A 20,407-nucleotide genomic window follows, 5' to 3' on the forward strand; every position below is an offset into this window, starting at 1 on the left:
AGTATGGCAAGTGTTTACCTGGGCATTTCAGGTGGACGGTATATACAGTGCTTCCAACACTTTATATACACGCTGTGCTCTTTTGTTTTGTGAATTTTATCAAATTAGAATTATAGGGATTTTCACCCCACAATTTGCCCACAAATTTCTCGTCTAGTAGCGGTCTTTATCGGTGTCAATCAAATATAAACACAAGATAAATGTTGATATGTAGGTATTTTGGGGATTTCTCCGATGGAAATCTGTATGCGAAATAAAAACAGGTATTTTACGCACTCGACAAATGAACGCGATTGCGCAGCAGCAACTAGCAGAGCTAGGGCTGCATGTAAGAGGCGCTATGTTAGCAGAGGAATTATCGGTTGGACAACAGCAAATTATCGAAATTGCGAAAGCATTAATGACAAACGCGAGCGTTATTATTATGGATGAACCTACTGCGGCACTGACGGATCGTGAAATCGAAACGCTCTTTACAGTAATCAATAAGTTACGTAAAAAAGGTGTTTCATTCGTGTACATTTCGCATCGTATGGAAGAGATTTTCTCAATATGTGATGCTATTACGATTTTGCGTGATGGAGAATACGTGGGAAAGAGATTAATTCCAGAAACATCATTTGATGAAGTAGTGAGTATGATGGTGGGGCGCAGCATTGGTGAACGTTACCCAGAGCGAAATAGTCAAATTGGTGATGTCATTTTTGAAATGCGTAATGGAACGAAGAAAGGGAAATTTGAAAATATTTCGTTTCAAGTGAGGAAAGGTGAAATCCTTGGTGTAGCTGGTTTGATGGGGGCTGGTCGCACTGATATTATGAAAGCGATATTTGGTTATGAACCTTTAGACTCTGGACAAATTTTTATAAATGGACAAGAAGTAAAGATTGATAGTCCAATAGATGCAATTAGACAAAGAATTGCTTTCATTACAGAAGATAGAAAGTCTGAAGGATTAGTGTTAGATTTTTCAATTCGAGAAAATTTAGCTTTACCGAATTTAGAAAATCTTTCAAAGGGAAGTGTTCTAAGCAATGAGCTAGAACAACAGTTTACAGAGGATATGATGAAGCTTCTTAATGTGAAAGCATCTAGCGGAGAGCAGGCAGTGAAATCTCTTTCTGGTGGAAATCAGCAAAAGATTGTAATCGCAAAATGGCTAGGCATTCATCCGCAATTACTCATTTTAGATGAGCCAACAAGAGGTGTCGATGTTGGAGCGAAAAAAGAAATTTACTCTATTATGAATAAGCTTACAGAGCAAGGCGATGCCGTTATTATGGTATCATCTGAGCTTCCGGAAGTTTTAGGGATGAGTGATCGAGTTCTTGTTATTCATGAAGGAAAAGTCGGCGGAATTTTAGGGAAAGATGAGGCATCACAAGAGTCTATTATGGCACTAGCTACAGGGGGAGAGTAAGGATGGCTAAGAAGGGGAATGTATTACAACAACTCGGTTCTTTAATCGGTTTAGTATTAATTATCGTCGTAATTACAGCTTTAAATCCAGCGTTCATTGAAATTCCAAATTTATTTAATATACTGCGTCAAGTATCGATTAATGCGCTTATTGCATTTGGAATGACCTTCGTAATTTTAACAGGGGGTATTGACTTATCGGTAGGTTCTATCTTAGCATTATCAAGTGCACTTGTTGCTAGAATGATGGCAAGTGGCATGGATCCGTTCCTTGCAATGGTAGTTGGACTATTAGCAGGTCTTGTAATGGGAATTGTAAACGGTATCATCATTGCGAAAGGAAAAGTAGCTCCATTTATTGCAACTTTAGCAACAATGACTATTTTTCGTGGGTTGACGCTTGTTTATATGGACGGACGTCCGATCACTGGTCTTGGTGATCATTTAATGTTCCAAATGTTTGGCCGCGGTTATTTTCTTGGTATTCCGGTACCAGCTGTTACAATGATGATCGCTTTCGCAGTACTGTACTTCATTTTGAAGAAAACGACATTTGGTCGCCGTACATTTGCAATTGGTGGAAATGAAGAAGCAGCAGCACTATCAGGTATTAATGTTACGAGAATTAAAGTAATGATTTACGGTCTTTCCGGAATTTTGGCGGCGCTTGCAGGTATTGTCTTAACATCACGATTAGATTCTGCACAGCCGACTGCAGGTACTTCTTATGAATTAGATGCAATTGCAGCAGTTGTATTAGGTGGAACAAGTCTTTCTGGGGGAAGAGGATGGATTGTTGGTACATTCATCGGTGTACTTATTATCGGTGTACTAAATAACGGTTTAAATTTATTAGGTGTATCTTCTTTCTTCCAACAAGTTGTAAAAGGACTTGTAATCTTATTAGCTGTATTAATTGATCGTAGAAAAGAAGCGTAATGGAGGGACAGTTCATGAAGAAATGGTTACTTATACTCGTTGCATGTATTATGGTCATTACTGCTGGTTGTTCAATGGAACCGCCAGAATGGGCAAAGGATTCTAGCGATAAAGGTCGAAATAAAACTATTAAAGTTGGATTCTCTGTTTCAACTTTAAATAATCCCTTCTTTGTAACTTTGAAAAAGGGGGCAGAAAAGAAAGCGAAAGATAGTGGCATCGAATTGATTGCTGTTGATGCGCAAAATGATGCAGCAAAGCAAACGAACGATGTTGAAGATTTAATTCAAAAGGGTGTCGATGTAGTTGTTATTAATCCGACCGATTCAGATGCTGTTGCTTCAGCAGTAAGTGCAGCAAACGCAGCAAATGTTCCTGTTATTACAGTAGACCGCGTTGCGAATTCAGGTAAGGTTGTTTCTCACATTGCATCTAATAATATCGAAGGTGGTCAAATGGCTAGTGATTACATTCGTGAATTAGTCGGCGAAGGAGCAAACGTTGCTGAGTTAGAAGGAATCCCTGGATCGTCTGCTGCTCGTGAACGTGGGAAAGGATTCCATAACGTAGCCGATAAGTCTTTAAAAGTAGTTGCCAAACAAGCGGCTGATTTTGATAGAGCGAAAGGATTATCTGTTATGGAAAACATTTTGCAAGCAAATAGCGATATTAAAGCCGTGTTTGCTCATAACGACGAGATGGCATTAGGTGCACTTGAAGCATTGAAGTCTGCTGGAAAAACAGATGTAGTAGTTGTTGGATTTGATGCAACAGAAGATGCTGTGAAAGCGGTTAACGATGGGCGTATGGCTGCAACAGTCGCTCAAAAACCAGAATTAATCGGAGAGAAGGCGATGCAAACAGCAAAAGAGATAACACAAGGTAAAAAAGTGGACAAATCTATTCCGATTGAATTAGAGCTTATTAAGAAAAATAAATAAATATAAAATGAAAATTAGGAAGGAAGAACAACAAATGAAATTCTTTATTGATACAGCAAACATTAACGAAATTAAAGAGGCAAATGAATTAGGCGTATTAGCTGGAGTAACGACAAATCCATCACTTGTAGCAAAAGAAGGCGTAGATTTCCACGAGCGCATTCGTGAAATTTGCAACGTTGTAGAAGGACCTGTAAGTGCAGAAGTAATTAGCTTAGAAGCTGATAAAATGATTGAAGAAGGAAAAGAATTAGCGAAGATTGCTCCAAACGTTGTTGTAAAAGTTCCAATGACAACAGAAGGTTTAAAAGCAGTAAAAGCGTTCTCTGATTTAGGAATTCGTACAAACGTTACATTAGTATTCTCAGCAGTTCAAGCATTACTTGCTGCTCGTGCTGGTGCAACGTACGTTTCACCATTCTTAGGTCGTTTAGATGATATCGGTCATAACGGTATGGATTTAATTCGTCAAATCGCAGAAATCTTTGCAATTCATGGTATCGAAACAGAAATCATCGCAGCATCTGTACGTCACAGCGTTCACGTAACTGACGCAGCATTAAACGGTGCACATATTGCAACAATCCCAGCAAACGTAATTGCTTCATTAGTGAAGCACCCATTAACAGATCAAGGAATTGAGAAATTCTTAGCTGATTGGGAAAAAACACAAGAGAAATAATAGAAAAGCAAGAATCCTAGTTTAATTGACTAGGATTCTTTTTTTATTTAAAAGAATTTTGTAACTACTCAGCCACCTTTCGGTGTCTTTTTTAAATTTTACTAGTTTCATATGCCTCCCATTTGTAAATACTGAGTATATCAAACAGGGGAGGTGAATCTTATGGTCGATCGAAAAATTATTTTAGATACATATAAAAAAGGACCTGAAGCTGTTATTTCTTTATTTGAAGAAACATTTTCTAAGTTAGAAAAACGTATACAAGAACTAGAAAATGCTTCAAAAAAAAACTCCAAAAATAGTCATAAGCCACCTTCTACAGATGGTTTGGGTAAGCCCGTTACAAAAAGTTTGCGCAAACCGTCTCATCGTCAAACGGGTGGCCAGTTGGGCCACAAGGGACATACTCTTGGTTTGACAGCGACTCCAGATCATACGATTACACATTCTCCTACATATTGTACTTGTTGTCATACTTCCTTGAACCACGAGCCTGTAAAAGGGTATCGCATTCGCCAAGTGTATGACTTACCACCTATTCAGATCGAAGTGACAGAACATAAAGTAGAACAGAAAGAATGCCCACATTGCCATTCTATCCAAGAAGCCCAATTTCCTTCGACAGTATCTCGTCCTGTTCAATATGGTCCAAATATAAAAAGACTGATTCCCTATTTAACGCATTATCAATGCATTTCTTTGAAGCGAACAAAAGAATTCTTTCAGGATTGTTTTGGACATTCTATAAGCGAAGGAACCCTGGTAAATCATACACAGGCTTTCGCTTCTCAATTGCAGCCATTCATAAAAGAAGTAAAGGAAAAGATTCTGCAGTCTCCTGTTGTCCATTTTGATGAAACTGGTATGCGTGTAGAAAACAAAACACAATGGTTACATACTGCCAGTACACCGGAGGTGACATTGCAACATATTCATCAAAAACGTGGAAAAGAAGCAATGGATGCTGGAGAAATCTTGCCATCTTTTTCTGGAATTGCGATGCATGATGGTTGGAAATCGTATGATGCGTATACAGATTGTCGTCACGTTTTATGTAATGCCCATCTCTTACGAGATTTACAAGGAATTATAGATAGTACTGGAGAACAATGGGCACAACAGATGCAGAAATTTCTAACGCAAGCGTTGACGATGAAAAAGCAATCCGAAGGTACCATGCCAAAAGCGACGCAAAAGAATCTGTTTATTATGTATCAATCCATATTGAAAGAACAACAGATTCTTTCCACGAAACAAAAGAAGAAAGGAAAGCAGACGCCTTCTCAAAATTTATGGAATCGCTTCGTCAAGTATTCTGACAGAATTCTAGCGTTTTTAGAACATCCAGCCATTCCATTTGATAACAATCAAGCAGAACGGGATATTCGGATGACGAAAGTAAAACAGAAAGTGTCTGGGACTTTCCGAAGTAAGAAAGGCGCAGAATCTTTTTGTCAGATACGAAGCTTTATGAGTACCATGAAAAAACAAAAACAATCGGTCTTACAAGCGATAAACCAAGTCATAGAAACTAGAACGGTTCCTTGGAATAACACGACTTCATAAGAGAATTTCTCTATTTGGCATAGATTCTTTCTCTGATTGGAGTATTTTCTTTTCATGTTTTCGAATCGGAAACATGTATTTGGCCTGTTTTTTTATTTGAAGAAGCTGAGTAGTTACAGAATTTTCATGCAATTTTGCATATTGTCTTTTAAATTTGTTATATAAGATATTTAATATATATCACATAACTCCTTATTTTTAATATTTCGACATAAAGTGAAACTTTAATCAGTGGGGGCTTTGTTCATCCCCCCACTGATTATTAATTGAACCAAGGGATAAAAAGATAGAGGGTCTGACCAGAAAACTGGAGGGCATGATTCTATAACAAAAAGCTTAATGTTTATAGAATTATGTCTTTTTATATAGGGAGGGTAGTAAACAGAGATTTGGACAAAAATGCACCGATTTATCTGAATTTTAAGTTTTATAAAGGGGAGAAATGGAATGAGAAGAAAAGCACCATTTAAAGTGTTGTCATCATTAGCAATTGCGGCAATTATCGGATGTACATCTGTAATGAGTGCTCCGTTAGCATATGCAGAAACGGTAGCAAAAGAGAAAGATAGTGTATCTACAACACCAATTGATTACAATTTAATTCAAGAAGATCGTTTAGCGGAAGCTCTGAAAGAAAGAGGAACAATTAATCCAGCATCTTCTAAAGAAGAGACGAAAAAAGCTGTTGAGCAATATATTGAAAAGAAACAAGGAGATCAGGCGAATAAAGAAATTCTTCCAGATGCTCACTCACAAGAAACATCTGATTTCACAAAAAAAGTAAAAGAGAAAAAGATGGAAGAAAAGGAAAATGTAAAAAAGGCTGAAAAAAATGTTAGCCTTGAGCAAAAGCCAGAACCAAATAAAAAGCAATTGAATGGGCAAGTTCCAACTTCAAAAGCAAAGCAAGCTCCATATAAGGGATCTGTTCGATCGGATAAAGTATTAGTGTTACTCGTTGAATTTAGTGATTATAAACATAATAATATTGATCAAACACCAGGTTATATGTATTCGAAAGACTTTAGTAGAGAACATTATCAAAAGATGTTGTTCGGTAATGAGCCGTATACTTTATTTGATGGTTCAAAAGTAAAAACGTTTAAACAATACTATGAAGAGCAGTCTGGTGGTAGTTATACGACAGATGGATATGTAACGGAGTGGCTAACTGTTCCAGGAAAAGCATCTGATTATGGAGCTGATGGTAGCAGCGGTCACGATAATAAAGGTCCAAAGGGTGCACGTGATTTAGTGAAAGAAGCTTTGCATGCAGCTGCTGAGAAAGGACTAGATTTATCTCAGTTTGATCAATTTGATAGATATGATACAAACGGGGACGGGAATCAAAATGAACCTGACGGTGTAATTGATCATTTAATGGTAATCCATGCTGGTGTTGGTCAAGAAGCTGGTGGCGGTAAATTAGGTGATGATGCGATCTGGTCACATCGTTCAAAATTAGCAGTAGATCCAGTAGCGATTGAAGGTACGAAATCAAAGGTAGATTACTTTGGTGGTAAAGTAGCAGCACATGATTACACAATTGAACCAGAAGATGGAGCTGTAGGTGTGTTTGCACATGAATTTGGACATGATCTTGGATTACCAGATGAATATGACACGAAATATACTGGAAATGGTTCACCAGTCGAAGCTTGGTCATTAATGAGTGGAGGTAGTTGGACAGGGAAAATCGCAGGAACAGAGCCGACTAGTTTTTCACCACAAAATAAAGACTTCTTACAAAAGAATATGGGTGGCAACTGGGCAAAAATATTAGAAGTAGATTACGATAAAATTAAGAGTGGTGTGGGAGTTCCTACCTATATTGATCAAAGTGTTACGAAATCAAATCGTCCAGGCGTTGTACGTGTTAACTTACCAGGTAAAAGTGTTGAAACTATTAAACCGGAGTTTGGAAAGCATGCATATTATAGTACAAGAGGCGATGATATGCATACAACGTTAGAGACACCATTCTTTGATTTAACAAAGGGAACAAATGCAAAATTCGATTATAAAGCAAATTATGAGTTAGAAGCAGAGTGCGATTTCGTCGAAGTACATGTAGTAACAGAAGATGGAACGAAAACATTAATTGATAGACTTGGGGAAAAAGTAGTCCAAGGAGATAAAGATACAACAGATGGGAAATGGATTGATAAATCATATGATTTAAGTCAATTTAAAGGCAAAAAAGTGAAACTACAATTCGACTATATTACAGATCCGGCTGTAACATATAAAGGTTTTGCGATGGACAATGTAAATGTAACTGTTGATGGACAAGTTGTATTTTCTGATGATGCAGAAGGACAGTCTAAAATGAATTTAAATGGTTTTGTTGTTTCTGATGGGACAGAGAAGAAAGCTCATTATTACTACTTAGAGTGGAGAAATTATGCGGGATCAGATAATGGTTTAAAAGCAGGAAAAGGTCCAGTGTATAATACAGGTCTTGTCGTTTGGTATGCAGATGATAGTTTCAAAGATAACTGGGTTGGGGTGCATCCAGGTGAAGGATTCCTTGGTGTTGTAGATTCTCATCCAGAAGCGCTAGTTGGTAATTTAAACGGAAAACCAGCATACGGTAATACAGGCATGCAAATTGCAGATGCAGCATTTTCATTTGATAAAACACCAGCATGGAGTGTAAATTCATTAACACGTGGTCAGTTTAACTATTCTGGATTACAAGGTGTTACAACTTTTGATGATTCAAAAGTATATAGTAACAAGCAAATTGCAGACGCAGGAAGAAAAGTTCCAAACCTTGGACTTAAATTCCAAGTTGTTGGACAGGCAGAAGATAAATCGGCAGGCGCTGTTTGGATTAAACGTTAATAACATAAAAGCACATTCTTCATATGAAGAGTGTGCTTTTTAATTTGTACAGTAAGTTATTATTTTAGTTTATCCCGCATTAACGGTCAGTAAGATCCCCACCTCAAAATTCAGTGGAAATAAAGAAGTTAGTTGGGAGATCAACTGCCCGTAAAAGCCCGATTGGTTCAACTAATAATCAGTGGGGAGGAACAAAACCCCCACTGATTAAAGTTTCACTTTATGTAATACAAGTGTTTATTCATGTGTACTGTATCAAATTATGTGGGGAAAGGAAATATTTCCGAGGAAATTGTCGAAGTATCGTCAGTATTTATAAACTTTCTGTTTAAAAGAAGAGATGTATTATTGCCTTTACGGCTCAATTTATTTACATTGTTATTTGGTTATACACAAAAGTAATATATTGGGCAAAAAGAGTTCTATTCGATAGGGCTCTTTGGTTTTGTATTTGATATACAAATATTAACCTCGATTGTTTGGAAATGTATCTTCTTGTTTAGCGTCAGTTGGACTTTAACTGCAGTTTTTGTTTTTCGTTTATATGAAGAGCGAGATGAGCCATTACCTTTTATATTTAAATTAATTGGCATTATTCCAACGCTTCCATTGTATTATGGATTATATAAATATGCATTTTAAAAAAGACAACGATGGATTATCCCATCATTGTCTTTTTTACTTTGCTTCTTACATAAATCATCCCAGCAAATGTTAATAAAAATGCTGTCCCGATAATGAAGCTGATGCTAGGTGATGCTCCGATTGCGCCGACTGTAAAGGAGCCAGCAACAACTCCTAATGAGAAGAAGGCATAAAATAATCCGAATGCCTTTCCGCGATTATCGTCTGTAGTATTTTCAACAAGTAAAGCGTTAATAGACGGAAAGAGGATTGCGAATCCAATTCCATAAATTATCATTACGATAAAGAGCATACCTTTTGTAGCAAATAATCCAAGTAAAGATAATGCGAATGCCATAACTGCAATTCCGATTAGCATTAGTTTCGAACGATTAAATCGATCATAAATACGATTTGTTGGAAGCAAGAAGAAGAGGATAGCAGTTATACCAAATACACTTAACATCATGCCTGTTGTAGATGCTTTAAGCGCTAATGCCTCAACTTTTACTGGTAACATATAAGTGACAATTCCTTGTGAAAACATTAATGTGAAAGCACCAATATATGCTTGTAATAACGGTTCTGATTTTAAAAGTTCAACCATATCTTCTTTGTTCATCATTTGCGTTCTTGATGTATCTTTTCTTGATACGTTATTTGGTAAGAAGAATAGAGATACGATCGTACCAAGAGCCATTAAAATAGAAATAGTAATGAAGACCCACTCTACGCCAGCTGTTGCTTTCATAATACCGCTGAAAGCAGGTCCTACGATTGCGGCTGTTCCAACAGCAGCACCAGATAGAGCCATTGCTTTTCCTTGTCTTTTTGCATTTGTTTGTTTTGATAAAAATGTAAAGGCAGCAGGAATTAAAAAGCCATCACTAAATCCATGCATAAAGCGCACAACTAATAGTTGTTCACCACTTTGAACAACGGTGTATAACAAGACTATGAAACTCGTAATTCCCATGCTTATATAAAGGATTTTTTTTGCACCAAATTTATCGACAGCGGCTCCAGCAATAATATTACCGATCATATTAGCGAATGAGTACATACCGACAACTAGCCCGATAATAAGAGGAGTTCCTCCAAGGCTTTGAGCGAAAGTACTCATAATAGGTAATTGTGAAAATGTATCTAAAAATGCCACGATAACGATAAAGTAAATAAAATATTTCAAGCGATATTCACCTCTCCTATGCTATTATGGCACAATGCTAATTTCACCTGCAATGAAATTGAATTAACAGATGTGGAAAAAAGTACAAAGTGACAAAATATTGAACGTTATTTGTAAAAAATTAGTGGGGATGTGATTGTTTTTTTGAAATATATGGATAGAAGTATTATAATAGAATTGTAAACTTCACCAGGTTAAGTATATACATAGAGAGGGATGTATAAAATGAAAGCACTACTTTGGCATAATCAACGTGATGTACGAGTAGAAGAAGTACCAGAACCAACAGTAAAACCAGGAACAGTGAAAATCAAAGTTAAATGGTGTGGTATTTGTGGGACAGACTTGCATGAATATTTAGCAGGGCCTATTTTTATTCCAACAGAAGAACATCCATTAACACATGTGAAAGCACCTGTTATTTTAGGTCATGAGTTTAGTGGTGAGGTAATAGAGATTGGTGAAGGAGTTACATCTCATAAAGTGGGAGACCGCGTTGTTGTAGAGCCAATTTATTCTTGTGGTAAATGTGAAGCTTGTAAACATGGACATTACAATGTTTGTGAACAACTTGTTTTCCACGGTCTTGGCGGAGAAGGCGGCGGTTTCTCTGAATATACAGTAGTACCAGAAGATATGGTTCATCACATTCCAGATGAAATGACGTATGAACAAGGTGCGCTTGTAGAACCAGCAGCAGTAGCAGTTCATGCAGTACGTCAAAGTAAATTAAAAGAAGGGGAAGCTGTAGCGGTATTTGGTTGCGGTCCAATTGGACTTCTTGTTATCCAAGCAGCTAAAGCAGCAGGAGCAACTCCTGTTATTGCAGTTGAACTTTCTAAAGAACGTCAAGAGTTAGCGAAATTAGCAGGTGCGGATTATGTATTAAATCCAGCAACTCAAGATGTGTTAGCTGAAATTCGTAACTTAACAAATGGTTTAGGTGTAAATGTTAGCTTTGAAGTAACAGGTGTTGAAGTTGTACTACGCCAAGCGATTGAAAGTACAAGCTTCGAAGGACAAACTGTAATTGTTAGTGTATGGGAAAAAGACGCAACAATTACTCCAAATAACTTAGTATTAAAAGAAAAAGAAGTTATTGGTATTTTAGGATACCGTCACATCTTCCCAGCTGTTATTAAATTGATTAGCTCCGGTCAAATTCAAGCAGAGAAATTAATTACGAAAAAAATTACAGTGGATCAAGTTGTTGAAGAAGGATTTGAAGCACTTGTAAAAGATAAAACACAAGTGAAAATTCTTGTTTCACCTAAATAAGATAGAATCGAATAGAGTAGCCCTTTTCTAGAAATAGAAGAGGGCTACTTTTTTTCTATACTGAAAGGTGATAGACTTTCCTGTAACTAAAGGTATTTTGTTTGGAAGGGGAAGTCTAATGCTTTCATTTATGTTGACATTGAAACGGATGCTAAAAGCTTGTTTGCGAGCATGGAAAGATAAAGAATTTCAAGTGTTATTCGTATTAACAATTTTGACATTAATATCTGGTACAATCTTTTATAGTACAGTGGAGGGGTTACGTCCTCTGGATGCTTTATATTTTAGCGTTATGACGCTGACTACTGTCGGTGATGGACAATTTAGTCCCAAAACTGACTTCGGAAAGATATTTACGATATTATACATATTTATAGGGATCGGATTAGTGTTTGGATTTATACATAAGTTGGCAGTTAATGTACAATTGCCAAGTATATTATCGAATAGAAAAAAAGAGTAAAGCATGTGTATGCTTTACTCTTTTTTTACATTAGTTTAGACAAGCCTTAATAATAGTTTATTAAAATGAAAGTGTATTCATTCATTATATTCACTGTGTATAAAGTTATAATGATATGAACATTTATATATTTTAATTTAGTGATAGAAATTTCGTGAAAGGTGGGATATTCTAGTCATAGGTTAACCGGACGACATCATAGGATCCTAACAAAATGTTTACAATAATTCAATTATAAAATGGAGGATTTTATATGAAAAAGAAAGTACTTGCTTTAGCAGCAGCTATTACATTAGTTGCTCCATTACAAAGTGTTGCATTTGCTCATGAAAATGATGGGGCACAGAGATTTGGAGTTATTCCGCGCTGGTCTGCTGAAGATAAACATAAAGAAGGCGTGAATTCTCATTTATGGATTGTAAACCGTGCAATTGATATTATGTCTCGTAATACAACACTTGTAAAACAAGATCGAGTTGCACTATTAAATGAATGGCGTACTGAGTTAGAGAACGGTATTTATGCTGCTGACTATGAAAATCCTTATTATGATAATAGCACATTTGCTTCACATTTCTATGACCCTGACAATGGGAAAACTTATATTCCGTATGCAAAGCAAGCAAAGGAAACAGGAGCTAAATATTTTAGTAACTACTCAGCTTCTTCAAATAAAAAAACAGGCCAAATACATGTTTCCGATTCGAAAACATGAAAAGAAAATACTCCAATCAGAGAAAGAATCTATGCCAAATAGAGAAATTCTCTTATGAAGTCGTGTTATTCCAAGGAACCGTTCTAGTTTCTATGACTTGGTTTATCGCTTGTAAGACCGATTGTTTTTGTTTTTTCATGGTACTCATAAAGCTTCGTATCTGACAAAAAGATTCTGCGCCTTTCTTACTTCGGAAAGTCCCAGACACTTTCTGTTTTACTTTCGTCATCCGAATATCCCGTTCTGCTTGATTGTTATCAAATGGAATGGCTGGATGTTCTAAAAACGCTAGAATTCTGTCAGAATACTTGACGAAGCGATTCCATAAATTTTGAGAAGGCGTCTGCTTTCCTTTCTTCTTTTGTTTCGTGGAAAGAATCTGTTGTTCTTTCAATATGGATTGATACATAATAAACAGATTCTTTTGCGTCGCTTTTGGCATGGTACCTTCGGATTGCTTTTTCATCGTCAACGCTTGCGTTAGAAATTTCTGCATCTGTTGTGCCCATTGTTCTCCAGTACTATCTATAATTCCTTGTAAATCTCGTAAGAGATGGGCATTACATAAAACGTGACGACAATCTGTATACGCATCATACGATTTCCAACCATCATGCATCGCAATTCCAGAAAAAGATGGCAAGATTTCTCCAGCATCCATTGCTTCTTTTCCACGTTTTTGATGAATATGTTGCAATGTCACCTCCGGTGTACTGGCAGTATGTAACCATTGTGTTTTGTTTTCTACACGCATACCAGTTTCATCAAAATGGACAACAGGAGACTGCAGAATCTTTTCCTTTACTTCTTTTATGAATGGCTGCAATTGAGAAGCGAAAGCCTGTGTATGATTTACCAGGGTTCCTTCGCTTATAGAATGTCCAAAACAATCCTGAAAGAATTCTTTTGTTCGCTTCAAAGAAATGCATTGATAATGCGTTAAATAGGGAATCAGTCTTTTTATATTTGGACCATATTGAACAGGACGAGATACTGTCGAAGGAAATTGGGCTTCTTGGATAGAATGGCAATGTGGGCATTCTTTCTGTTCTACTTTATGTTCTGTCACTTCGATCTGAATAGGTGGTAAGTCATACACTTGGCGAATGCGATACCCTTTTACAGGCTCGTGGTTCAAGGAAGTATGACAACAAGTACAATATGTAGGAGAATGTGTAATCGTATGATCTGGAGTCGCTGTCAAACCAAGAGTATGTCCCTTGTGGCCCAACTGGCCACCCGTTTGACGATGAGACGGTTTGCGCAAACTTTTTGTAACGGGCTTACCCAAACCATCTGTAGAAGGTGGCTTATGACTATTTTTGGAGTTTTTTTTTGAAGCATTTTCTAGTTCTTGTATACGTTTTTCTAACTTAGAAAATGTTTCTTCAAATAAAGAAATAACAGCTTCAGGTCCTTTTTTATATGTATCTAAAATAATTTTTCGATCGACCATAAGATTCACCTCCCCTGTTTGATATACTCAGTATTTACAAATGGGAGGCATATGAAACTAGTAAAATTTAAAAAAGACACCGAAAGGTGGCTGAGTAGTTACATATTTTAAATTAGCTGGTGAGTCTTATAAAAATAAAGATATGAAACAAGCGTTCTTCTATTTAGGATTATCTCTTCATTATTTAGGGGATGTAAACCAACCGATGCATGCGGCAAACTTTACGAATCTATCGTATCCACAAGGATTCCATTCTAAATATGAAAACTTTGTAGATACGATAAAAGATAATTATAAAGTAACGGATGGAAATGGATATTGGAACTGGAAAGGTACGAATCCAGAAGATTGGATTCATGGAGCGGCAGTAGTTGCGAAACAAGATTACGCTGGCATTGTAAATGATAATACGAAAGATTGGTTCGTGAGAGCTGCTGTATCACAAGAATATGCAGATAAATGGCGCGCTGAAGTTACACCAATGACAGGTAAGCGTTTAATGGATGCACAACGTGTTACTGCTGGATATATTCAGCTTTGGTTTGATACGTACGGAAATCGTTAAGTATTTAAAAAAGGTCAAATCTCAGAATAGAGTATTTGGCCTTTTTATCACTATACAATACATGGAGGTATGAAACGTGAAAGGTAAATTGCTAAAAGGTGTACTTAGCTTAGGTGTTGGTTTAGGAGCTTTATATAGCGGAACGTCAGCTCAAGCAGAAGTGTCTACAAATCAAAATGATACATTAAAAGTGATGACGCATAATGTATATATGCTATCAACAAACTTATATCCGAACTGGGGACAAACTGAGCGTGCTAATTTAATCGGGGCGGCAGATTATATAAAGAATCAAGATGTAGTTATATTAAATGAAGTGTTTGATAATAGCGCTTCAGATCGTTTATTAGGGAATTTGAAGAAAGAATATCCAAATCAAACAGCAGTATTAGGTCGTAGTAGTGGAAGTGAATGGGATAAAACGTTAGGAAACTATTCATCTTCAACTCCTGAAGATGGTGGCGTTGCGATTGTGAGCAAATGGCCAATCGCTGAAAAGATTCAATATGTATTTGCAAAAGGGTGCGGGCCAGATAATTTATCGAATAAAGGATTTGTATACACGAAAATTAAGAAAAATGATCGTTTCGTTCACGTGATTGGGACGCATTTGCAGGCTGAAGATAGTATGTGCGGAAAAACTTCACCAGCATCTGTACGTACGAACCAATTAAAAGAAATTCAAGATTTTATTAAAAATAAAAATATACCAAATAATGAGTATGTGTTAATTGGTGGTGATATGAACGTAAATAAGATAAATGCAGAGAACAATAATGATTCAGAGTATGCATCTATGTTTAAAACATTGAACGCTTCTGTACCATCTTATACTGGACATACAGCGACTTGGGATGCAACGACAAACAGTATTGCAAAATATAATTTCCCTGATAGTCCTGCCGAATATTTAGATTATATTATTGCAAGTAAAGACCATGCGAACCCATCGTATATAGAGAATAAGGTGTTACAGCCGAAATCTCCACAATGGACTGTTACATCATGGTTCCAAAAATATACGTATAATGATTACTCTGATCATTATCCAGTAGAGGCGACTATTTCTATGAAGTAGTTTCAAAAAGTTTCTTCGTAAAGAAGAAACTTTTTTTATTTGCAAACAGGAAAATCATACTTTCTTTCCAATATGTATAAGACATATTGAAAAGAGGAGAGAAAAATGTGGATCGAGGAATTTTTAAAGAAGTTCCATTACCGTGTGCATTTTTGGATGAAGTGGCTTTAGATAGAAATATTCAATCGATTATAGAGTTAAGTGGAAATAAGAAGATTCGTATAGCGAGTAAATCGTTACGTTCTGTTCCGATTATGCAAAAGATTTTAGCTGCAAATGATCGATTTCAAGGTATTATGTGCTTTTCACCTAGAGAGGTTTTATTTTTAATAGAACAAGGATTTAATGATTTATTGCTCGGATATCCTGCTTATGATGAAAGAGCTTTGTGTGAAATTAGTTTGCTAACAAAGAAAGGTTTCATTATAACTTGTATGGTGGATTGTGAAGAGCATATTGTGTATTTAGAAAAAATTGCTGAGAAATCTAAAGGATGTTTTCGTGTTTGTTTGGATATTGATATGAGTAGTCGTTTCTTTCAATTTCATTTTGGTGTACAAAGATCCCCAGTAAAAAATGTGCAGGATGTGTTGAAAGTAGTAGAAAAGGTGAGAAGGTCATCATATTTAATGTTAGATGGTGTGATGGGTTATGAAGCTCAAATTGCTGGGGTGGGAGACCATATACCGAATCAATGGCTGAAAAGTAAAGTGATTTCGTATTTAAAGCAGAAATCAGTGCTAGAAGTGAAAGAAAGAAGAGAACATATTGTAAAAGCAATACAAAAACTTGGTATTGAGCTAAGGTTTGTAAATGGAGGCGGAACAGGAAGCATAAAAACAACTGAGAAAGATAATTCAGTTTCAGAGATTACAATAGGTTCTGCTTTTTATTCTCCGAAGCTGTTTGATTATTATAAAGAGGTGAAATTTCATCCAGCGGTCGGATTTGCATTACCAGTTGTGCGTAAACCAGTCCAGTTTATTTACACTTGCCTAGGTGGTGGATATATTGCTTCAGGAGCAGTTGGAAAAGATAAAGAGCCTGAAGTTTGGAGACCGAAGGGTGCAAAACTATTAGCTTTAGAAGGTGCTGGCGAGGTACAAACGCCAATTTTTTATAACGGCGAGGAACGAGTGGATATAGGAGAGTCCATTTTGTTTCGTCATAGTAAGGCTGGTGAATTATGTGAGCGCTTTCCTTTTTTGTATCGTGTTAAAAAAGGAGAGATTGTTGGGGAGTATTCAACATATCGGGGGGATGGCCAATGCTTTCTATAAAGGGGAAAAAGTGGAGAAATTGGACAGGGAATGTAGAAGGAACGCCGCATTATACGATGTATCCAGAAAGTATACAAGATGTAGTAGAAGTTGTGGGGCTTGCGCGAAAAAAGGGAAAGAAAATTCGTGTTGTCGGTTCAGGACACTCGTTTACCCCCCTTGTGCAAACGGAAGAAGTTTTAGTTTCTTTAGATGAATTGAAGGGTATTGTGAATATTGATGCAGAGAAGATGGTTGCTGAAGTATGGGCAGGAACAAAGTTATATGATTTAGGGAAGTTACTTGAGGAAAAAGGCTATGCGCAAGAAAATTTAGGGGATATTGATTCACAATCTATTGCAGGAGCGATTAGTACGGGGACTCATGGAACGGGTATTACCTTTGGGAGTTTATCAACACAAGTTATAGAGATTACGGCAGTTTTATCTAATGGTGAGAGTATAGTTTGTTCGGAAACTGAGAACGTAGAATATTGGAGAGCGTTTCAGTTGTCACTTGGAATGTTAGGTATCATTGTAAAGATAAAATTAAAGGTTATTCCAGCGTATTCACTCGTTTATGAAAGTGAAAAACAGTCATTATCCACTGTAATGAACAAACTAGAAGAATATAAGAAGCATCGTCATTTTGAATTTTTCGTTTTTCCTTATTCTGATGAAGTACAAGTAAAACTTACGAACGAAACAACGAATACAGGCAGTGATTTGAAATGGCATAAATTAAAGGTGGAGTTACTTGAAAATAGGATGTTCTCTTTACTATCTAAAGGGTGTAAATGGTTTCCTTCTATAAGTAAAGGAGTGAGTCGATTATCAGCTAAAGCTGTACCAAACACAAAAATAATTGGCCCGAGCTATGAAGTATTTGCTACATCACGTACGGTACCATTTTATGAAATGGAGTATAGCATTCCTTCAAAGTATATGAGGACGGTTGTAGAAGAAATCTCAAATCTTATTGAAAAGAAAAAGTATAAGGTGCACTTCCCGATCGAATGCCGCTATGTGAAAGGTGATGATATATGGCTTAGTCCAGCCTATGGAAGAGATTCAGCGTATATCGCTGTTCATATGTATAAAGGTATGAAATATGCTGCTTACTTTGGCGAAGTGGAAAAAATTTTTCTGAAGTATGAAGGACGTCCGCATTGGGGGAAAATGCATACATTATCGTATGAGCAATTACAAGATATATATCCAGAGTTTCATTCGTTTTTACAGGCGAGGAAGTCTCTAGATGAACTTGGAATGTTTTTTAATCCTTATGCAGAAAAGTTATTTATCCCGCTATTTGCCGGGCAGTAAGACCCCCACTGATTAAATTTTCACATTATGTATATAAAAAAGCTGACAAATAATTATTTGTCAGCTTTTTTTAGTGTAATTGCATTTCTTGTATGACTAATATGTTCATAAAATAGTAGTTTATCACGGCTAAATACATGCAGTAAAACATGAATAATGAATAGGCCGTTAATGATAAATAGGAATAACAATGTAACGAGTAATACTAAAGGTTCTGTATGATTTAACATAGAGCTACTAGAAAGAATATAATTGATTCCGCCTAACGCAAAATAAAATATACCGTAGCGAATAAATAGTTCTTTTAATGTAATACGATCTGATTTTCCTTTCAGATGAATGCGAAGCAATGCTTTCCCAATTGTTTTTCCATTTGTAAAGTATGGAATAAGAATAAAATAAATAAGGATTGAACACGTAATGAAAATGAGTTCATACATATTCGTGTAAGATTGCATATTAGAAACGAAGAAAGAATTTCCTTTGTTTTTAACGACAGGTACGACGATAGATAAGAAAATCCAATCAATTTGCATCGCGATAAGGCGACGAATGAATCCGACTGGTTTCGTTTCCAAATCAATATGACTATCTAACTCGTTTGTCTTCGGAAGGAAGTACGTAAATATTGGTGCAATGATAAAACCAATTACGCCACCTAATGTATTTAAAAACAAATCATCGATATCAAATAATCGGTATGCACAATTGTATATACCGTATAATCCAGTCACTTGTGTTAGCTCGAAAAATAGTGAAAGGAAAAAGGAAATGCAAATTGTTTGTAAGAAACTACGTCGGAAATAATAACGTAAGTAAATACCGAATGGAACAGTTAATAGAACATTAAATGCAACTTGTAAAAACGCAGACTCTTTTAATAAGTAGAAATAAGTAGCTGGTTTCGTTAAAACTGCCGATGTATGACTACTAATCTCTTGTATGAAATAAAATGGTGAGAGTTGCATGTGTTGTGTATTAGCTGGTTGTAGGCTACAAGTATCAAACGTTTGTGGTAACGGCAAAATAACAAGAAAATAGGCATTTAATAAGTAAAGTAATAATGAGTATAAAATAAATGAGCGCCATTTATTTAAATAACCGTATTTTCGATAATTAAATATTAAAAAAGGGATTAAAAGAAACATTGCTAAAAAGGGGAATAAAATAAATGCTGTTTTTACTGGAAATAAATATGCAGTCAAAGTAAAACTCCTTTCAATGAAAATTCGTTTATCATTATAGCGCTAAAAATATTTAAATACAAAGTTAAAATCTTTCGAAATAGAAATAATTACTAATTTTATAGGAATTAAGTTATAATAAATTTAATATGAGGATATTATGATTATGTAAGTTGAGAGAGGGTACAAGAGATGCGATATGAACTTTTTTCTGTAAGTGGGGATCATATTACGACTTTTGAAAGTGCATGGCGTTTTCAGGAGGGAGAACAGATTTTTGTTCATGATGATCAAACAAAAAGAAACTTTATTATTATTCGTCTGACGCATGATGTATTTCAACAAAATAAACATGTTATTCGTTTGTATTGTCAAGAGAAGAAAGTGTATGCATAAGAGAAGCCCTTTTACAGTATGAAAAGTAAGAGGGTCCTTATCTTGTTATTTGTGAACAGCCCGATTGATGAGGGCTGATTAAAGTTTCACTTTATCATTTTGCCCCTCGTAAGGAATAAAAAGAGAAGGGTTAATGCACATAGGTAGCATTTGATTTGGAAGAAAGTATATAGCCTTGTATTTTGTGCTTCAAAGTTACATGGCCTTCTCTTTGAGAAAGCCATGTATGGTAATCTTGTTGTGTTTTCCATAACAGACGAATCATATATTCTGCCTTATCATTTGTACGATGAACATGTGAAAACTCTATGTTAATACAACCGTTCGTTCCAGGGGAAGGATAATATTGTTTAAGCCCATAAAGTAGCTCATTTTCATATTCGTACTTAATGTGAATGAGTTTAGTAACTATAAACATATAAACACCTCTTTTACGATAATAGTAGGAAAGATAGAATTACTGTAATAGTAAACTTAAATA

The 20,407-nt window shown here is 36.0% G+C and carries 15 protein-coding genes and 4 pseudogenes; 15 read left to right on the forward strand and 4 right to left on the reverse strand.

Annotated features, from left to right (window positions below):
* Positions 1 to 256: 256 nt before the first annotated feature.
* The 7 genes and pseudogenes from rbsA to MHH55_RS25000 form a co-directional block, all read left to right on the forward strand.
* Positions 257 to 1,420, forward strand: a pseudogene (gene rbsA, locus MHH55_RS24970) (ribose ABC transporter ATP-binding protein RbsA); the annotation flags it as partial.
* Positions 1,421 to 1,422: 2 nt separating this feature from the next.
* Complete coding sequence (locus MHH55_RS24975; protein WP_078187351.1) at positions 1,423 to 2,358, forward strand: ABC transporter permease subunit; 936 nt, start codon at positions 1,423 to 1,425, stop codon at positions 2,356 to 2,358.
* A gap of 14 nt (positions 2,359 to 2,372) precedes the next feature.
* Positions 2,373 to 3,299 carry a ribose ABC transporter substrate-binding protein RbsB gene (rbsB, locus tag MHH55_RS24980; protein WP_000758976.1) on the forward strand — a complete coding sequence of 309 codons (927 nt, stop codon included), beginning with the start codon at positions 2,373 to 2,375 and terminating at the stop codon, positions 3,297 to 3,299.
* A 34-nt stretch (positions 3,300 to 3,333) separates the two neighbouring features.
* Positions 3,334 to 3,981 (forward strand): fructose-6-phosphate aldolase, encoded by a 648-nt coding sequence (gene fsa / locus MHH55_RS24985; protein ID WP_000667670.1) that lies wholly within the window; start codon positions 3,334 to 3,336, stop codon positions 3,979 to 3,981.
* Positions 3,982 to 4,143: 162 nt separating this feature from the next.
* Positions 4,144 to 5,547 (forward strand): IS66 family transposase, encoded by a 1,404-nt coding sequence (tnpC, locus tag MHH55_RS24990; RefSeq protein WP_100910632.1) that lies wholly within the window; start codon positions 4,144 to 4,146, stop codon positions 5,545 to 5,547.
* Between the two features lie 447 nt (positions 5,548 to 5,994).
* Positions 5,995 to 8,394, forward strand: coding sequence for a M6 family metalloprotease immune inhibitor InhA2 (gene inhA2, locus MHH55_RS24995; RefSeq protein WP_001252987.1), 2,400 nt, complete (start codon positions 5,995 to 5,997; stop codon positions 8,392 to 8,394).
* Between the two features lie 429 nt (positions 8,395 to 8,823).
* Positions 8,824 to 9,036, forward strand: a pseudogene (locus tag MHH55_RS25000) (hypothetical protein); the annotation flags it as partial.
* A 16-nt stretch (positions 9,037 to 9,052) separates the two neighbouring features.
* Here the strand turns inward: MHH55_RS25000 and MHH55_RS25005 are convergent.
* Positions 9,053 to 10,207, reverse strand: a complete 1,155-nt coding sequence (locus tag MHH55_RS25005) for an MFS transporter (protein ID WP_000873270.1) — start codon at positions 10,205 to 10,207, stop codon at positions 9,053 to 9,055.
* Positions 10,208 to 10,432: 225 nt separating this feature from the next.
* Between MHH55_RS25005 and bdhA the strand changes: the two genes are divergently transcribed.
* From bdhA to MHH55_RS25020, 3 genes and pseudogenes are all read left to right on the forward strand, one after another.
* Positions 10,433 to 11,485 carry a (R,R)-butanediol dehydrogenase gene (bdhA, locus tag MHH55_RS25010; protein WP_000645827.1) on the forward strand — a complete coding sequence of 351 codons (1,053 nt, stop codon included), beginning with the start codon at positions 10,433 to 10,435 and terminating at the stop codon, positions 11,483 to 11,485.
* A 118-nt stretch (positions 11,486 to 11,603) separates the two neighbouring features.
* On the forward strand, positions 11,604 to 11,948 hold the full coding sequence (locus tag MHH55_RS25015) for a potassium channel family protein (RefSeq protein ID WP_000948241.1): 345 nt from the start codon (positions 11,604 to 11,606) through the stop codon (positions 11,946 to 11,948).
* A gap of 253 nt (positions 11,949 to 12,201) precedes the next feature.
* Positions 12,202 to 12,627, forward strand: a pseudogene (locus tag MHH55_RS25020) (phospholipase); the annotation flags it as partial.
* Between the two features lie 88 nt (positions 12,628 to 12,715).
* Here MHH55_RS25020 and tnpC (MHH55_RS25025) read toward each other — a convergent pair.
* The gene (tnpC, locus tag MHH55_RS25025) at positions 12,716 to 14,119 is read right to left on the reverse strand and encodes an IS66 family transposase (RefSeq protein WP_100910632.1); all 1,404 of its coding nucleotides are present in this window, start codon (positions 14,117 to 14,119) and stop codon (positions 12,716 to 12,718) included.
* A gap of 103 nt (positions 14,120 to 14,222) precedes the next feature.
* Between tnpC (MHH55_RS25025) and cerA the strand changes: the two are divergent.
* From cerA to MHH55_RS25045, 4 genes and pseudogenes are all read left to right on the forward strand, one after another.
* Positions 14,223 to 14,684 (forward strand): annotated as a pseudogene (cerA, locus tag MHH55_RS25030) (phospholipase CerA); the annotation flags it as partial.
* Positions 14,685 to 14,760: 76 nt separating this feature from the next.
* A complete protein-coding gene (gene sph, locus MHH55_RS25035; RefSeq protein ID WP_078187103.1) occupies positions 14,761 to 15,762 on the forward strand; it encodes a sphingomyelinase C in 1,002 nt (333 codons plus the stop codon).
* Between the two features lie 107 nt (positions 15,763 to 15,869).
* Positions 15,870 to 17,042 (forward strand): amino acid deaminase/aldolase, encoded by a 1,173-nt coding sequence (locus MHH55_RS25040; protein ID WP_074555142.1) that lies wholly within the window; start codon positions 15,870 to 15,872, stop codon positions 17,040 to 17,042.
* Positions 17,030 to 18,346: a D-arabinono-1,4-lactone oxidase gene (locus MHH55_RS25045; RefSeq protein ID WP_000948912.1), complete on the forward strand. Its 1,317-nt coding sequence runs from the start codon at positions 17,030 to 17,032 to the stop codon at positions 18,344 to 18,346. Before MHH55_RS25040 ends, MHH55_RS25045 begins: the two co-directional genes overlap by 13 nt.
* A 53-nt stretch (positions 18,347 to 18,399) precedes the next feature.
* On the opposite strand, the gene MHH55_RS25050 is transcribed toward MHH55_RS25045, so the two are convergent.
* Positions 18,400 to 19,551, reverse strand: a complete 1,152-nt coding sequence (locus MHH55_RS25050; protein ID WP_000128025.1) for a VanZ family protein — start codon at positions 19,549 to 19,551, stop codon at positions 18,400 to 18,402.
* Positions 19,552 to 19,722: 171 nt separating this feature from the next.
* Between MHH55_RS25050 and MHH55_RS25055 the strand changes: the two genes are divergently transcribed.
* Positions 19,723 to 19,926 (forward strand): hypothetical protein, encoded by a 204-nt coding sequence (locus MHH55_RS25055; protein ID WP_001268332.1) that lies wholly within the window; start codon positions 19,723 to 19,725, stop codon positions 19,924 to 19,926.
* 130 nt (positions 19,927 to 20,056) lie between these two features.
* Here MHH55_RS25055 and MHH55_RS25060 read toward each other — a convergent pair whose 3' ends face one another.
* Positions 20,057 to 20,344 (reverse strand): hypothetical protein, encoded by a 288-nt coding sequence (locus MHH55_RS25060; RefSeq protein WP_000471238.1) that lies wholly within the window; start codon positions 20,342 to 20,344, stop codon positions 20,057 to 20,059.
* Positions 20,345 to 20,407: the final 63 nt, after the last annotated feature.

This window comes from Bacillus sp. FSL K6-2944, from assembly GCF_038005385.1.
Lineage (GTDB): Bacteria > Bacillota > Bacilli > Bacillales > Bacillaceae_G > Bacillus_A > Bacillus_A cereus.

What these genes read in the sequence shown, in the direction of transcription:
- rbsB (WP_000758976.1), top strand. Translation starts at nt 2,373, where the DNA reads ATGAAGAAATGGTTACTTATACTCGTTGCATGTATTATGGTCATTACT.
- MHH55_RS25015 (WP_000948241.1), top strand. Translation starts at nt 11,604, where the DNA reads ATGCTTTCATTTATGTTGACATTGAAACGGATGCTAAAAGCTTGTTTG.
- MHH55_RS25060 (WP_000471238.1), bottom strand. Translation starts at nt 20,344, where the DNA reads ATGTTTATAGTTACTAAACTCATTCACATTAAGTACGAATATGAAAAT.
- tnpC (WP_100910632.1), bottom strand. Translation starts at nt 14,119, where the DNA reads ATGGTCGATCGAAAAATTATTTTAGATACATATAAAAAAGGACCTGAA.
- tnpC (WP_100910632.1), top strand. Translation starts at nt 4,144, where the DNA reads ATGGTCGATCGAAAAATTATTTTAGATACATATAAAAAAGGACCTGAA.
- MHH55_RS25045 (WP_000948912.1), top strand. Translation starts at nt 17,030, where the DNA reads ATGCTTTCTATAAAGGGGAAAAAGTGGAGAAATTGGACAGGGAATGTA.
- fsa (WP_000667670.1), top strand. Translation starts at nt 3,334, where the DNA reads ATGAAATTCTTTATTGATACAGCAAACATTAACGAAATTAAAGAGGCA.
- inhA2 (WP_001252987.1), top strand. Translation starts at nt 5,995, where the DNA reads ATGAGAAGAAAAGCACCATTTAAAGTGTTGTCATCATTAGCAATTGCG.
- bdhA (WP_000645827.1), top strand. Translation starts at nt 10,433, where the DNA reads ATGAAAGCACTACTTTGGCATAATCAACGTGATGTACGAGTAGAAGAA.
- MHH55_RS25055 (WP_001268332.1), top strand. Translation starts at nt 19,723, where the DNA reads ATGCGATATGAACTTTTTTCTGTAAGTGGGGATCATATTACGACTTTT.
- MHH55_RS24975 (WP_078187351.1), top strand. Translation starts at nt 1,423, where the DNA reads ATGGCTAAGAAGGGGAATGTATTACAACAACTCGGTTCTTTAATCGGT.